This is a genomic window from Streptomyces sp. NPDC007808, from assembly GCF_042868655.1.
In the GTDB taxonomy this organism is placed as follows: domain Bacteria; phylum Actinomycetota; class Actinomycetes; order Streptomycetales; family Streptomycetaceae; genus Streptomyces.
Genome location: NZ_JBIAEQ010000001.1, coordinates 1,147,971 through 1,162,529, shown reverse-complemented (window position 1 = coordinate 1,162,529; position 14,559 = coordinate 1,147,971). Strand labels below are relative to the sequence as shown.

The following is a 14,559-nucleotide window of genomic DNA, read 5'->3' as shown; positions in this document are numbered from 1 at the left end:
GCGTCACTCGATGATCAGGCGGCGTTCGGGCAGCACCACGGCGTCGAGTTCGGTCCCGGTGAGCAACTCCAGTGCCTCGTCGAGGTGGTTGAGAATGGGCCGGCCGCCCCCGTTGGCGCTGGTGTTGATGAGCACGGGCAGCTGTGTGCGGGCGGCGACCGCGTGGCACAGCCCGTGCAACAGGGGCTGGGTGTCGGGCCGTACGGTCTGCAGGCGGGCCGTACCGTCGATGTGCCGCGCCTCGGCGAGCTGCCGGGCCCGCTCGGGCCGCACCCGCACCGCGAACAGCATGGTCTCGGTGTGGTCGAGGGGTCCGGTGAAGTACTGGTCGGCGACCTCCTCGGGACAGATCGGAGCGACCGGTCGGAACCACTCCCGCTGTTTGATCGTCTGGGAGACGTACCGGCGGGCTCCGCTCCAGTGGGCCGAGACCAGCAGTGAGCGGTGGCCCAGTGCCCGCGGTCCGGTCTCCATGCCTCCCTCCAGCCAGGCCACGCACCGCCGGTCGGCGAGCAGCTCGGCGACCGCCCCGAGGAACTCCTCGTCGTCGGCCGGGCTGCGCAGGGACAACCCGAGGTCGTCCAGTCGCCGTGCCAGGGCGTCGAGCGGTGGGGTGTCAGCGCGTTCCACCGGCTCCAGGCCCGCCAGCGGCGGTCCGGCGTAGGCCAGCGACGCCCATCCCGAGCGACTCGCCATGGCGGGGCGGTCGGCCGGTTCGGCGGCGGCCAGCGCGGCGCCGAGCGCGATCCCCGAGTCGTCGCAGCAGGTGGGGACGGGCACCCGGGTGAACTGGCCGCACTCGGCCAAGCGGCTGTTCGCGGTGATGTTGAGCGCGCAGCCGCCGGCGTAGCAGAGGGTGGAGTAGCTGGGGAAGCGTCGGCTGATGCCGATGACCAGCCGTGTCAGGTCCTGCTCCACGGCGGTCTGCAGGGTGGCCGCGAGGTCCCTGCACACCCGCTCGTCGGGGGAGGTCCCGACCTCGACGGTGTGACCGGCCGCGGTGCGGATCTCGTCGGGGAAGACGGAGCCGAAGGAGTGCACGACGTCTTCGTCCGATGAGTCGGCCAGGCCCGCGTCCAGGTAGCCGCCGCTGTGCAGGTCGTACTCCCACCAGGTGTCGGCGTAGCGCAACGCGGTGCCGGCGAGTAGGCGCTCGTCGAGCCGCTCGTACAGGTCCGGCGAGGTGCGCCGGGTGGACTGCGGGACGAGCATGGCGCGCAGCACCGGCAGCAGCGTGGCGTCGGTCTCCCCCGTGGCGGTCAGCCCGAGCAGCTTTCCGGTGTCGAACTGGCTGCCGTGGATACGCCGGGCGAGTGCCTCGTAGACCAGGCCGAAGCGCGGTCCGGTGCGGTTGGTGAAGGACATCACCGGGGTGAGCTGGTTGCCGTCGCCGAGGCACACCATGCCGCACTCGGCGTAGTTGCCGGTACCGTCCAGGGCCAGCACCAGGGCCTTACGGGCGCCGGAGGTGTAGTAGGCGAGGGCGGCGTGCGCGTAGTGGTGGCGCACGGCGGTCAGGGTGATGTCGCCGAAGCCCGCGGCCAGCGGCCAGTCCAGGGGTTTGATCACCCGGGTCACCGCGTCGGCGAGACCCGTGCCGCCGGTGGCCGCCCAGCGGGCGTCCTCGTTGACGAGCTCGACCAGGGACGGGGGCAGCACCTGGCACACGGGGGTGTACCAGTCGGCCACGGCGATCCGGGTCACCGGGCTCGCCGCCCGCTCCCTCAGTTCCGCCAGCCAGTCGGCGGCGGCCTGCGGGAAACCGCCGTTGCCACCACACACATGGCGCAGCCCCAGGCGGCGCTCGGCCTCGATCACGCGGTAGCCCGTCGCGTCGGTGAGCGCGGCGCCCGCGTCATGGCCGAAGTGCAAACCGATCGTTGCCATGGATCCAGTCACCCTTCCTGACCCGGACCGGTGCGACGGGTCCGGGTCGTGGCTCGATGGCCCGCTGCGCTGCGGAGCGGGCCGGTGCGGGGTCGTCGAGGGGCCTGGGTCAGGAGAGGGTGGCGAGGCTCTGGGCGTGATGGCGCTCCAGGAGGCCCTGGACCACCTCACGCATGTAGGCGCAGTAGCCGGGGGACATCACCTGGATCGATCCGTTCTCCTCCTCCAGCGCCCCGGCGGAGCCGCCCGAGCAGGTGCCCTGCAGTTCGCAGCCCTGGCAGCCGGGTCCGTTGGTGTAGGCCCGCATGCCGTAGTCCTGGTAGGCGGGCGAGGAGAAGACGCCGCGCCAGTCGTCGATGGTGCCCAGCTTGCGGGCGGTGGCCTTGCAGGCGAAGACGCTGCCGTTGGGTTCGATGGAGAGCTGGCGGCCGACCGCCGGGCAGGTCTTGTAGTCGGCCTGTTCCGCCCACTTGGCCTCGTCGATGATCATCTGGAAGGTCTGGTACCAGTAGCCGCTGAGCTGTACTCCGCGCTCGCGCCCGTAGTCGACGGCGGCCAGCAGCCGCTGCGCCACGTCGTGCGGGCTGTGCCGGTCGAAGAACTCCTTCGCCTGGAACGACACGATGACGTCGAGGGTGTCCAGGCCGGCCTCGGCGACGAAGTCGATCAGCGGGGTGCCCCACTTGTCCCAGGTGTACTGGGACAGCACCGTGGTGATGCTGACCGGGACGCCTGCGGCCTTCATGTCGAGGATCGCCTTGCGGACGACGGCCCAGGGGGTGCGCTGCTGCTGCCCGCCGCGGAACTCGCCGGTCTCCGGGACCAGGTAGTCGATGGACACGGTGGTGTCGACGCGGTGCCTGGCGAGTGCCGCCAGCAGCTCGTCGTCGATGCGGGAGCCGTTGCTGGTGAGGTCGTAGGAGAGGGTGACCCCGTCGTGGCTGTCGCCGAAGGTGCGCAGCACGTGCAGGATGGTGCCGCGTGCGAGGGTGGGCTCGCCGCCGAAGAACGACACCGTCAGATGGCCGCCGCCGTTGGCCTTGCGCAGCTCGATGGCCTCCCTGATGGTCTTCTCGGCGACCTCGCGGGACATGTGCATGGAGGGGTTGCGGGCCGTGTCCGAGCCGTGGTTCCAGTCGCCTGCGGCGAGAGTGGGGCCCGAGTCCTGGTGCTGGGTGCCCGTGTCCTCGCGGGATCGGCGCAGCTCGACCAGGACCGGCCCGGGTTTCACCGACTCACCGGAGGTGTTGCGCTCCTCGACGCCCCCGTCGAAGTTGTACGCGAAGCAGCCCTGGCAGGAGAAGTTGCAGGCGTTGGTGAGCACGAGCTGGATGGAGGAGTGGAACACGCCGCTGCTGAGCGCGTCCTGCCGGCTCTGCAGCAGGCTGTCGATCTCCCTGGCCTCGTCGTGCCCCGCCTCGACGAGGAAGCGAGCCTCGACGAGGTCGCGCAGTGAGTCCTCGTCGATCCGTTCCCGAAGCCGGTCCCAGCTGATGCCCTGGGAGGCTTCCTTGAGTATTTCGACGATGTCCCGGTCGATCAGCCGCGCATTACCGAAGAGCGAATGGAAGGCCATGGTCCGGTCGTCGCCCCGGTAGGAATCGAGCCGACCCCCGAATGACGTGAAATCACGGTCGCCCGCGGCGCGCAGGGTACGGACGTAACGCGAGGACTGGTAGACGGAATTCTGCATGGCTGACGTTTTCTCCCTGCGTCTCACGACTTCCGATGCGGACCTACCTCGCGCTCTTCGGCCTTGGGTCCGGTTCGCGCGACAGACCGGGGCCCGGCCTGCGGGCGGGCCCCGGGGGGAACCTCAGCCCTTAGGCCGACGCACGCTCTTTCCGCTGCTCAGCGGGGGCCGAGACGACCTCCGCCTGCTTGCGCGCGGGCGTGATGGTCGGGGCGTTGCCCTTGTCCGGCGACACGAACGCGCAGGGACGGGACGACGCGGTGACCGCGGGGCGGGCGACCTTCTTGACTTCGGCCATGTGGCCTCCTCCATAGGTGCGACACACAACGCGTCCCACTGAAGCAGAAGGTAAGTCCCCCGAATGAGACTTCAACCGGCCACTGTGGAAGAGTCACGTTTATCATCGACGCCCCGGATTGAATTGATCATTCAGCTCCCGGGGTGCTCCCCGCCATCTGCCGATTGGCCCGCGATAACCGCGTGGTGCACGCCGCCCGGGGCCACGCCGGACACCCTGGAAATACCTGCGTGCGGTGTGTGTTCCGGCCATGGGTACGGTGGATGCGGTGCCGCGGAGGGTGCTGCCCGCCGGGTACGGCGACTCACAGGCCGCGAGACGCTGCGGCGGTACGAGCGAGGATCTCGGGCCGGTCCGAATTCCGCCACCGGGTCTGTCGGCTCGGTGCGCCGCCGTGCCCCAGCACACGGCCAGGGGCGATGCCGACCGCGGCAACCGGCCGGTCCGCGTGACTTCGCGACGGCACCGCAGGCGCCGGTCCTTCGCCGTGCTCCTACAAGGGGTGACACAACGAGGTGGCTCGGCGCCGATCGCAGAATGCGTCGCCGCTCACGCGGCGGCACCAGCGACTCCGGGCGATCCCACAGCTCGCCCGAAGCGACCCACGGCCTGTCCCCACGACGAGTTGCACCGTCAACTCCCGCGATCCGGCCGGTCCGCGGCCGGGTCGGCCGCCCCGCCGCACTGTGTGTCGCTGGAGCGGTTCACGCCGCGGGGCGAGCCGCGACCGCTCCGAGAGGGCAGGCGCTCCACCCACCCGTATCGGACCGTCGCCCGGGCGGCCGTCCGGACCACGCTGACCTGAACGGGTTCACGGGTGAAGAGGGTCAGTGCTCGCAGAGCGAGAACTCCCGTTCGTAGAGCTGCTCGTTGTGTTCGTCGATGAAGAACTTGCGTTCCTGCATGAGTTGTTCACGGTAGTCCTTGGCCTGTTCAAGCGTCATGGTCGAGGTGTCGGACCATGGTTGCTGGGGTGGCACATCGGATGTCGAGACGATCTCTTCCGACGGATCGACCAGGAAGAACGCGAGGATCTTGCGATGGCCCGGCCGAGAAGGGTCCGCGAGGCGGAATGAACCGACGCGGTGTTGCAGGACGTTGGGGAACGCCAGGCAGCGGCCCGCCGGCGTCGATGCCGATCCCAGCACCTGGTTCAACGCGTCTTCATCCTCCAGACCGTAGACCTCACGCACGCCGTTGTCGTCGTTCTGCTCGTAGTACGGGTCGTCGAGTGCAGCCCTGAAACTCAGCCGGCTCTCGGTGATGTTCTCGCTGTCCCAGTAGTAGATGCAGGTCGAGACGATCCGCTCGTTCATCATCCCCTCGACATGCCAGGAACCGCCGGGGTACTCGGGCTTGTCCGAGGTGAGATGAATGGTGGCGAGCTTGACGATGACCTGCAGTCGGCGGCCGCGCAGGTCGACTCGGGCGGATTCGTCGGGCAAATCGGGCGGGGTGAAGTCCGGGGCGTCCGGGACGACGGGGCGGCGGTTCTCCCACCAGTCGTCCTGGGCCACTCCCCATGCGCGGACGGCTTCCGCGTAGGCCCCGTCATCGCTGTAGGCGAATTTGGCCGGATACTCGGGCTTCGAGTCGTACCACCCGAAAGCATCGGCCTCGATCCGCAAAGGCCTCGGATGCCGCAGATCGGTGAGCACGTTCTCCAGCAGCGGGCGCATGCACGCGAACAGGTCCGGCAGAACGCAGGCCAGCGCGCGATGCGTCTCGGGGTGGACGTTGTTGACGTACGAGCAGAAGGACACCTCTCCGTCGTCACTGACGTCGACATCCGTGGGAAGCCACTGGAATCTCTCCGAGAACTCGTACTTGGAGTAGCGGTCCGTCGGGTTCCGCCACGCTCTCTCGGGCGCGTCGCTGACCTCTCTCACCAGACAGAACAGTGAGGGATGAACCAGATCCAGCACCTGGCCGTCGGATCCGGGATGCCAGTCCTGTTCCGCTTCGGGTACCTGCTCCAGAACCCGGACCGCGTCGCGCAGCCGGGATCTCAGGTCGTCGTCGATGAGGGTGTCCGACTGCCACACCCCGTCGACGGCGGACACCTCGATGCCGGTTCGTCCGTCCCGCAGCGCGGCGTAGTGCTGGAGTTCGGCGAGCACGTAACGAACCTGTGCTTCGGTGAGGACCTGGGCGACCGCTTCTTGCGTCCACCTGGCAACGACGTCCTCATCGTTCATCTTCTCGAACCACCCCGGCTTCGCCCGGATGACTGCGCTGCACTGCATCATCTGAAGTTCCCGCAGCGTTCGGGGGGTCGCGAACGACATGACCCGGGAAGCGTGAAAGGGCAGCGGGAAAGCGGGCAGGCCGGTCAATTCTCTTGATCCTCCCAGTCGGTGTGCGGTGGCGGGAAGAATACGTGAGCACACTGACACCGCAGCCGCGGTCCCTGTCACACCGGCCTGGGGTGCGCACTCCTCCACGACTCTGCGCGGCCGTCGTCGGCCGCATGGCACTCGGGCGTCGATCGGTGATGACCGCCGCGACAAAGCGTCACACGCCCTGTTGCGGGTAGAGAAGGTGATCGTGAGCATTTCAACTGGGCACATGCACACGGCAGTTGGGATGTTCTTGCGGTTCATCAGAAACGGAAGCGGGCCGGCCACCGAACCCGGGGCAGGTCCGCGCACGCATCGCCTGGGCGATGCCGAAGGACAAAGGGATGTCCGAGTGAATTTTCGAAGAACCATTGCTGTCCTCTTAGGCGCGGGACTGGCGCTTCTCGCGCTCGTGATGCCGGTCGGCGCGCAACCGCTGCAGACCGGGGTCTCGACCACCTACCAGATCAACGCACGGCACGATGGCAGTCTCGTCGACACCGCTGTGGGTGCGCCGCCGCTCGGCAGGAAATGGTCGCGCGACCTGGGCGGGGAGGTGTCCTATCCCATCGTGGCCAACGGACGCGTCTTCGCCACCGCTGCCTCGCCGAACGGCTACGGCACCGTCCTGTACGCCATGGACGCGGCAACGGGGCAGGACGCCTGGGCGCCCGTGGACCTCGGCGGCACCTACTGGTGGTCCGCGCTCGCCTACGGCGGGGGTCGGCTTTACGCCCAGAACTACGACGGCGTGCTGACAGCGTTCAACCCGGCCGACGGGAAGGTGATCTGGAGCGTCAAGCTGCCCGGGCAGTCCTCCTTCACCTCGCCGCCCACGTTCGCCGGTGGCGTGGTCTACACAGCCGGCGCGGGATCGGGCGGCACCTTGTACGCGGTGGACGCCGTCAGCGGTGCGGTGCTGTGGACGCAGCCTGTCACGAACGGGGACAACAGCTCACCTGCCGTCACGGCCAAGGGGGTGTACGTCTCGTACGCCTGCGAGCAGACGTACGCCTTCGCCCCCAAGTCGGGCAGCCTGCTCTGGCGCCACGAAACGGACTGCTCGGGCGGCGGCGGCCGGACCCCGGTGCTCGCCGACGGCGGAGTCTGGGTTCGTGACGACGCCGGAATGGCCCCCACGGTCCTCAACGCCGCCGACGGGAAGGTCCGCGGTACATACGAGGCCAGGGGCTGGTCGCCGGCACCGGCCTTCGACGGACGTCAGGGCTACTTCGTCGATGACGGCGTCCTTCAGGAGCGGCACAGCCGCACTTTGGCCACCCGCTGGAAGTTCGAGGGCGACGGCCAGATCAGCAGTGCGCCGATCGTCGTCAACGGATACGTCTACGTCGGCTCACAAAGCGGCCGGTTGTGGGCGCTCAACGGCGCTACGGGTCAGCCCGTGTGGTCCACCGATGTCGGCGCGCCCATCAACGAACCCGACGAGCACAACGTCTCCGAGCCGCTGACCGGTCTCGGCGCAGGCGGTGGGCTCGTAGTGGTTCCGGCCACCAACCTCCTGGTCGCGTACGGGCAGTGAGTGGTGGGGGTGGCCGCCGGGTTGGGCGGCCACCCTTCGGCCCCGATCACCGTTGCCCGCTCGCCGCCGACCTCGCAGCGGTCCGGACCGGCTGGAAGTGGTCGCACGGGGTGCAGACCTCGGGACCCGGCCGGTGGCCGCACGTGTACGGGCGGGGGACGGCTGCTGCCTGCCCAGCGATTTGAGGGCTTGTCGGAAACCGAGTGCGGTGTCCGACAAGCCCTCCCGGACTCGGGCCCGTGGTGTCAGCCGAGGGCCCACCGCTGGTTGCTGCCGCCGTTGCAGTCCCACAGTCCGACCAGTGCGCCGTTGGCGGTGGAGGCACCGGTCACATCCAGGCACAGGCCCGACTGGACGCCGGTGATGGTGCCGTTGGAGTTGATGTTCCACTGCTGGTTGGTGCCGCCGTTGCAGACCCACAGCACGACCTTGGCGCCGGCCGCGGTGCCGGCCGCGTCGAGGCACTTGGCACCGCCGTAGACGGTGAGCTGCTTGTTCGACGTCCTGGTCCAGGTCTGGTTCGTCTGGCCGTTGCAGTCCCAGATGTGCGTCTGGGTGCCGTTGGTCTGCGAAGAGCCGGGTACGTCCAGGCACTTGCCGGAACCGGTGGCCCGGATCGGACCCGTGGTGGTGCCACCGGAGCCGTCGAGTCCGAAGAAGGCGATGGCCCGGGCCGCCATACCGCTCTCCGGCAGGCTGTGCCCGACCCCCTGGAAGCTGTTCGCCTCGACCGGCGCCTGGGCGCCGGTGGATCCGTATCGGGTGCGGGTCCAGTTGGACTGCGGGGAGTCGGTGAAGACCGGGGTCTGGCTCACCCCGAGCACGTTGGTCCACTGCTTGATCTCTTCACCGAAGTTCGCGTAGTACAGCGCTTCGTCCTCGGTACCGTGCCACAGCTGCATCCGCGGCCGGGGGCCGGTGTACCCCGGGTAGGCGTTGCGGACGAGGTCGCCCCACTCCTGCGGGGTCTTGCTGATCTTGCCGGTGGCGCAGTCGGTGTTCCAGCCGGAGCCGTCGGTGGTGGCGAAGCAGCCGAACGGCACGCCCATGAAGGCCGCCCCGGCCTTGAACAGGTCCGGGTACGCGCCGAGCATCACGTTGGTCGTCATCGCGCCGGACGAGGCGCCGGTGACGTAGACCCGGTTGGGGTCGGCGTTCATGTTCTGCAGGGTGTAACGGACCATCTGGGCGATGCTCGTGGGGTCACTGCCCCCGTCGTGCTTGAGCGCCTGGGGCGAGGAGACGTCGAAGCACTGCCCGCTGACGTTCGCGTCCGGGTAGACGACGATGAACCCGTGCTGGTCGGCCAGGCGGGCGAACTCCGTGTTGGCGTAGAAGGTGGGCCCCGTGCCCGTGCAGTAGTGCACCGCCACCACCACCGCCGGACGTGCCGGAGCGCTGTCGGGCTTGTAGACGTACATCCGCAGGTTGCCGGGGTTGCTGCCGAAGTTGGACACCTCGGTCAGTGACGCGGCCGACGCGGTGGCGGCCGAGGCTCCGGTCAGTACGAACGCCGCGAACAGCGGTGAGATCCCCATCAGCAGCGCCACCAGGACATCTCTGACGCGTCTCTTCTTGGGCTTCCGGGACATGACGCTGTCCTTTCAGGAAATCCGGCGCGACCGAGGCGACACTCCCGGCCGCGCCCGCCGAACCGAGGTGGCAGGCACGGCGGTCGCAGTGGTCAACGAGGAGGAAGCGACACCCGATGGTGAAGCGCTTCGACACTCCCATTTCGCCAGATGCGGTGTCAATGCCTGGTGGAAGCAAAGGTGCAACACCTTCACCCCTCTGGTTCGCCGGCGAAATCTTCCCGACTTGATCCCGTAGGTGAAGCGCTTCGACAGCGTGCGGAAGGGCCCGCGGGCCCGTTCACGACTGCCATGGCGGTTCACCGATGAACTCCGCTGACCGAGCGTCGTGGTCGGCCGCTTGAGCCCCTTCCACCAGCTCCCTCGATCACGGGTGAGAGCGCGCCGGTAGAGTCGGCCGCACATCAGAACCTGGGGGAATCCGATGACGGCAGCGGATGCAGTGCCCATCGTCTTCGTTCATGGGACGCGCTTCAGTGCGGGACAGTGGAGCGTGCAGCTCGCTGCACTCCGGGACGAATTTCCGGTAGCCGCCGTCGACTTGCCCGGCCACGGGAAGCGCTCGGCTCATCCCTGGAGCCTGAGCCGGGCGACCGAGATCATCGCTTCCGCGGTGGACTCGCTCGACCGCGGGCCGGCGCTGGTTGTCGGACACTCGCTCGGCGGATACGCCTCCCTGGAGTTCGCGCGACATCATCCGGAGAGACTGCGCGGACTGATCCTCGCCGGAGCCAGCGCATCCACCCGCGGCCTGTGGGCTGCGCCCTATCGATCGATCGCCAGGCTGATCCCTCGCATTCCGGCACATCGGCTGACCCAGTGGAACGACTGGCTGCTACGGCGGCTCTACGAGCCGGAAGTGGTGGAGGCGACGATCCGTTCGGGCTACGCCTTCCATACTCTGCCCGCAGCCTGGGACGAGGTACTGGGACGCTTCGACGCGGACGCGATGCGTTGTGTGAAAGCTCCGGTACTGATACTCAACGGCGAGAAGGACACCGTCTTCCGGGCCGGCGAGGCGGACTTCGCCCGCGCGCACCCCCGGGCTCGGACAGAGCTGATCCCGAGAGCGGGACATCTCGCGAACTTCGACGCCCCGGAGGCCTTCACCGATGCCGTCCGCCGCTTCGCCCGCCAACTCCTGTCCGGCGTCGACTGATCGCGCCGGCACCGAGACCGCCCGGCGGCGCCGGCGGCGCAGATTGCGCTCCCCTGTGCCCGCTCCGTGGCCGTGGCCGACCCCGGTGAGCCGGGCCCGCCCGGCGTCAGCCGATGCGGGCTATCGGAGCGCCGCCAGCACAAGCCCGCGGATCTCCTGTTCCGACACGACTCCACCCCCGACCAGACGGTCGAAAATCAGTCCGTCCACACAGGTCAGCAGCGTGACCGTACGCTCCTCGGCATCAGCGACGCCCTGTGCGGCCAGGAAGTCGTGCACGACCTGGCGTCCCGCGTTCTGACGGGGGGTCAGGATCTCCCGTAGCTCCGACTGGTGCACGCTCTCGATGACGCACGCATAGCGCGCGAGGGAGCGTCGCCGCGCGTCCCCGGTGAGGCGTTGCTCGGCGAAGGCGGCGATCTGGGCCACCAGTTCCTCCGCGTCGCGCGGCACCGGCGTCCGTTCTCCGATCGCCTGGAGTTCCTCCTGGTCGAGGGCGACCAGGCGACTGACCAGTGCGGTGAGCAATGCGTGGCGGGTGCGGTAGTAGGCGGACGTGGTCCCGGCCGGCATGTGTGCTGCACGGTCCACTGCGCGATGAGTCAGTCCTCGCATTCCGGCCCCGGCAAGAACGTCGATGGCCGCATCGGCGAGGACAGTGCGTCGGTCTGTGGGCATCTCCCCTTTCTACATCTGTAGAGAGAGCGGAGTACTCTTCTTCTACATCCGTAGAAGGATCTCGGCGGGGCGGACGAAGGAGAACCGGTATGGGCGGCAGCGCCGTGGTGGTGGGCGGAGGTATCGGCGGATTGGCTGCGGCGATCGGTCTGCGCCTGATCGGCTGGGAGGTGACAGTGATCGAACGCGCCCCCGTACTGGCCGACATGGGCGCGGGCATCTCCCTGCACTCCAACGGCATCCGGGCCCTGGACGCCCTCGGCGTCGGTCAGGCGGTGCGCGAGGCCGCGCGGCCCCAGTACACCGGGGGCACCCGTGTCCCCGGTGGCGGCTGGCTGGCCCGGATGGACGGGACCGCTCTCGAGCGCGAGCTGGGCACGCCGATCGTCGGTGTCCCCCGGGCCGTGCTGCACCGCTTGCTGCGTGCGGCGCTGCCGTCCGAATGTCTGGTGGTCGGGGCCGAGGTGGCCTCCGCCGACCGCTCCGATCCCAGCCGGGTGCGCATACCGCTGCAAGACGACGTCCTGGAAGCGGATCTGGTCGTGGCCGCCGACGGAGTGGGCAGCCGGTTGCGCGCCCAGCTGTTTCCCGAGCACCCCGGCCCGGCCTACAGCGGGTCGACCGTGCTGCGTGCCATCACCGAGCGTCCGGTGCAGTTGGACACCGACTTCGCGCTGACCTGGGGAAGGGGCGCCGAGTTCGGCCACATCGCCTTCGCCGACGGCAGGGCCGAGTGGCACGCGGTCCTCAACTCGCCGCCCGGTGTGCGGTATCCGGACGCCCTCGGCACGATGCGCGACCTGTTCGGGGAGTGGCACGATCCGATCCCCACGCTGTTGGACGCCACCCGGCCCGAGGCGGTCCTGCACCACGACATGTACGAGCTGGCGACGCCTCTGCCCGCCTTCACCGCAGGCCGGATCGCCCTGCTCGGTGACGCGGCCCACGCCATGACCCCGAACCTCGGTCAGGGTGCCTGCCAGGCCCTGGAGGACGCGGCCGCGCTGGCCGCCGCGCTCACCACCGAGACCACCATCGAATCGGCGCTGGCCCGTTACGACATGGAGCGCCGCCCGCGCAGCCAGGCCGTCGCTCGCGCCGCCCGCCGAGCCGGCCGGATGGGTCAACAACTGACGCACCCGCTGCCCATCGCCCTACGGAACACCGCTCTGCGGCTGGCCCCCTCCCGCATGACCGTCCGCGCCCTTGTGCGACATGCCGACTGGACACCTCCGATCCTGGGCTGACCACTCCGGCAACCACCCCGCAGCCCGTCAATGACACTGTTCGAGCACCGCTTCGCAATGACCTTCGGCCCACTGACCCAGCCCGGACGAGGGGAGACAAATCCGCGGCACTGACCTGATCTCCGGTACGGCGGACGTGGAACGGTGATCACCGCGAGGATGACGAGATGCACTCACACCTGCGTTCCACAGCCTGGTTCATGTATCCCGCACCGGAATCCGAGAGGGGCGAGATGATCGGTCGGCGCGTCGGGAGGTGGCGCGAGTCGGACGGTGCCGCGACGGCGCTGCCGGGCGAGAGGTTCCGCCGCCCGGTGCCGAGGGCGGAGCAGGACAGCTTCCCCTTTGACAGTTCCGCGCAGGAAGGTTCCTCGGTATGACCACCAAGTACGACGTCAAGCGCCGGTTCAAGCAGTGCTACGCGCCCAAGAACACCGACTGGGAAATCGTCGACATCCCCGAGCTCCGTTTCCTCGCGATCGACGGGCACGGCGACCCGAACACCAGCGCCTCGTACCGCCAGGCGGTCGAGGCGCTGTACGCGGTCGCCTACACCGCCAAGTTCGCGGGCAAAGGCGACCTCGGCAAGGACTTCGTCGTGGGCCCGCTGGAGGGACTGTGGTGGGCGGACGACATGGGCGACTTCCTGGCCAGGCTCAAGGACAACTGGTATTGGAGACTGCTCATCAACGTGCCCGACTGGCTCCCCGGCGAGATGATCGAAGACGCCAAGCGCACCGTCCTGGGCAAGAAGAAGAATCTTGCGGCTGCCGCGGACGTTCGTTCGGAGACGCTGCACGAGGGCACCAGCGCCCAGGTTCTGCACATCGGCCCCTACGACGACGAGACACCGATCCTGACCAGGCTGCACCACGACTATCTCCCCGCCAACAACCTGCGGGAGGCGGGGTTGCACCATGAGATCTACCTCAGCGACCCACGCCGGACCGACCCCGCCAAGCTCAGGACGATTCTGCGGCAACCCGTAGAAGCGCAGTCCGGTTGAGGGACGGCTGCGTCTGCTGCCACCCGCACCGGCTGCCTGCACCCGAGCCGGTCGGGCTCACCGGTCTGCCGTCGGCCGTGGGGCTAGCGGATCAGTGGGAGGATTGGGCACGTGATGGCAACAACCAGTGACATCGAAAAGGCGGCCGGTGTGCTGCGTGCCGGGGGCCTGGTGGCCCTGCCGACCGAAACCGTGTACGGGCTGGCCGCCAACGCCGAGGACCCCGCCGCCGTCGGACGCGTCTTCCAGGTCAAGGGGCGCCCGCCCACTCATCCGCTGATCGTCCACATCGGCGGCGCCGAGCACCTCGGCGACTGGGTCGAGGACGTGCCCGAGACGGCACGGCTGTTGGCGGAACGCTTCTGGCCGGGGCCGCTGACACTGGTGCTGAAACGCGGGCGACGCGTGCCGCTCGCAGCGACGGGTGGTCTTGAGACCGTGGCCGTGCGCGTGCCCGACCACCCCCTAGCGCTCGCGCTGCTGTCGGCCTTCGGCGGCGGTGTCGCGGCACCGTCCGCCAACCGCTTCGGTTCGGTCAGCCCCACCACGGCCGACCATGTCCGTGCGGAGCTCGGTGACGCGGTCGACTTCGTGCTGGACGGCGGCCCCTGCCAGGTCGGCGTCGAGTCGACCATCGTCGACGCCACGGGCGAGTTCCCCAGCGTCCTGCGGCCCGGCGGAGTAACGCGCGAGGAGCTCGAAGCGGTGCTGGGGCGCCCGGTTGCGGTCCCCTCCACGAGCCGTGTGCGGGTGCCCGGCCAGCACCCGTCCCACTACGCGCCGCGGGCCACGGTCGTTCTCGTCGAGCCGGAGGACGTCGTCACCGAGGCGGAGCGGGCACAAGAGATCGGGCACCAGGTGGGTGTCCTGCTTCCCCCGGCATACGCCGGCACTGCGGTGAAGGCGAACGCCGTGGTGGCGGTCCCCGGGTCGACGGCCGCCTACGCTCGCGGGCTGTACGGGTACCTGCGCGAGCTCGACCTGCAGGGCTGCGACCTCATCGTCGCCTCGCTGCCGGTGGAGGACGGACTGGGGCTGGCGATCGCCAACCGACTCCGCCGCGCCGCGGGACCCCGGTCCACTTGAGAGGACCCTCGCCGGGGCAGCGGCTGCGCCTGCT

Annotated in this window: 11 protein-coding genes; 5 read left to right on the top strand and 6 right to left on the bottom strand. The window is 69.1% G+C overall.

From position 1 onward, the window contains the following. Positions 1 to 3: 3 nt before the first annotated feature. The 4 genes from ACFYNL_RS04995 to ACFYNL_RS04980 all read right to left on the bottom strand — a co-directional run bounded on the left by ACFYNL_RS04995 (position 4) and on the right by ACFYNL_RS04980 (position 6,214). Positions 4 to 1,887: a carbamoyltransferase C-terminal domain-containing protein gene (locus ACFYNL_RS04995; RefSeq protein ID WP_388796524.1), complete on the bottom strand. Its 1,884-nt coding sequence runs from the start codon at positions 1,885 to 1,887 to the stop codon at positions 4 to 6. Between the two features lie 109 nt (positions 1,888 to 1,996). Continuing rightward, complete coding sequence (locus ACFYNL_RS04990; protein WP_388796521.1) at positions 1,997 to 3,580, bottom strand: radical SAM protein; 1,584 nt, start codon at positions 3,578 to 3,580, stop codon at positions 1,997 to 1,999. A 130-nt stretch (positions 3,581 to 3,710) separates the two neighbouring features. Next, entirely contained in the window at positions 3,711 to 3,878 is a 168-nt protein-coding gene (locus ACFYNL_RS04985; protein WP_388796518.1) for a hypothetical protein, read from the bottom strand. Between the two features lie 827 nt (positions 3,879 to 4,705). Beyond that, positions 4,706 to 6,214 carry a DUF4246 domain-containing protein gene (locus ACFYNL_RS04980; protein WP_388796515.1) on the bottom strand — a complete coding sequence of 503 codons (1,509 nt, stop codon included), beginning with the start codon at positions 6,212 to 6,214 and terminating at the stop codon, positions 4,706 to 4,708. Positions 6,215 to 6,569: 355 nt separating this feature from the next. Between ACFYNL_RS04980 and ACFYNL_RS04975 the strand changes: the two genes are divergently transcribed. Continuing rightward, positions 6,570 to 7,757: a PQQ-binding-like beta-propeller repeat protein gene (locus ACFYNL_RS04975; protein WP_388796512.1), complete on the top strand. Its 1,188-nt coding sequence runs from the start codon at positions 6,570 to 6,572 to the stop codon at positions 7,755 to 7,757. A 245-nt stretch (positions 7,758 to 8,002) separates the two neighbouring features. On the opposite strand, the gene ACFYNL_RS04970 is transcribed toward ACFYNL_RS04975, so the two are convergent. Beyond that, positions 8,003 to 9,349, bottom strand: coding sequence for a PHB depolymerase family esterase (locus ACFYNL_RS04970; protein ID WP_388796509.1), 1,347 nt, complete (start codon positions 9,347 to 9,349; stop codon positions 8,003 to 8,005). 424 nt (positions 9,350 to 9,773) lie between these two features. On the opposite strand from ACFYNL_RS04970, the gene ACFYNL_RS04965 reads away from it, so the two are divergent. Beyond that, positions 9,774 to 10,508, top strand: a complete 735-nt coding sequence (locus ACFYNL_RS04965; RefSeq protein WP_388796506.1) for an alpha/beta fold hydrolase — start codon at positions 9,774 to 9,776, stop codon at positions 10,506 to 10,508. Positions 10,509 to 10,628: 120 nt separating this feature from the next. Here ACFYNL_RS04965 and ACFYNL_RS04960 read toward each other — a convergent pair whose 3' ends face one another. Beyond that, the gene (locus ACFYNL_RS04960) at positions 10,629 to 11,186 is read right to left on the bottom strand and encodes a TetR/AcrR family transcriptional regulator (protein WP_388796503.1); all 558 of its coding nucleotides are present in this window, start codon (positions 11,184 to 11,186) and stop codon (positions 10,629 to 10,631) included. A gap of 89 nt (positions 11,187 to 11,275) precedes the next feature. On the opposite strand from ACFYNL_RS04960, the gene ACFYNL_RS04955 reads away from it, so the two are divergent. From ACFYNL_RS04955 to ACFYNL_RS04945, 3 genes are all read left to right on the top strand, one after another. Further along, positions 11,276 to 12,433, top strand: a complete 1,158-nt coding sequence (locus ACFYNL_RS04955; RefSeq protein WP_388796500.1) for an FAD-dependent monooxygenase — start codon at positions 11,276 to 11,278, stop codon at positions 12,431 to 12,433. Positions 12,434 to 12,809: 376 nt separating this feature from the next. Next, on the top strand, positions 12,810 to 13,439 hold the full coding sequence (locus tag ACFYNL_RS04950) for a GyrI-like domain-containing protein (RefSeq protein WP_388796497.1): 630 nt from the start codon (positions 12,810 to 12,812) through the stop codon (positions 13,437 to 13,439). A gap of 114 nt (positions 13,440 to 13,553) precedes the next feature. Continuing rightward, positions 13,554 to 14,525, top strand: coding sequence for an L-threonylcarbamoyladenylate synthase (locus ACFYNL_RS04945; protein ID WP_388796494.1), 972 nt, complete (start codon positions 13,554 to 13,556; stop codon positions 14,523 to 14,525). Positions 14,526 to 14,559: the final 34 nt, after the last annotated feature.

Coding starts and splice junctions, on each gene's coding strand:
- ACFYNL_RS04965 (WP_388796506.1), top strand. CDS start 9,774: ATGACGGCAGCGGATGCAGTGCCCATCGTCTTCGTTCATGGGACGCGC.
- ACFYNL_RS04960 (WP_388796503.1), bottom strand. CDS start 11,186: ATGCCCACAGACCGACGCACTGTCCTCGCCGATGCGGCCATCGACGTT.
- ACFYNL_RS04985 (WP_388796518.1), bottom strand. CDS start 3,878: ATGGCCGAAGTCAAGAAGGTCGCCCGCCCCGCGGTCACCGCGTCGTCC.
- ACFYNL_RS04945 (WP_388796494.1), top strand. CDS start 13,554: ATGGCAACAACCAGTGACATCGAAAAGGCGGCCGGTGTGCTGCGTGCC.
- ACFYNL_RS04970 (WP_388796509.1), bottom strand. CDS start 9,349: ATGTCCCGGAAGCCCAAGAAGAGACGCGTCAGAGATGTCCTGGTGGCG.
- ACFYNL_RS04995 (WP_388796524.1), bottom strand. CDS start 1,887: ATGGCAACGATCGGTTTGCACTTCGGCCATGACGCGGGCGCCGCGCTC.
- ACFYNL_RS04950 (WP_388796497.1), top strand. CDS start 12,810: ATGACCACCAAGTACGACGTCAAGCGCCGGTTCAAGCAGTGCTACGCG.
- ACFYNL_RS04955 (WP_388796500.1), top strand. CDS start 11,276: ATGGGCGGCAGCGCCGTGGTGGTGGGCGGAGGTATCGGCGGATTGGCT.
- ACFYNL_RS04990 (WP_388796521.1), bottom strand. CDS start 3,580: ATGCAGAATTCCGTCTACCAGTCCTCGCGTTACGTCCGTACCCTGCGC.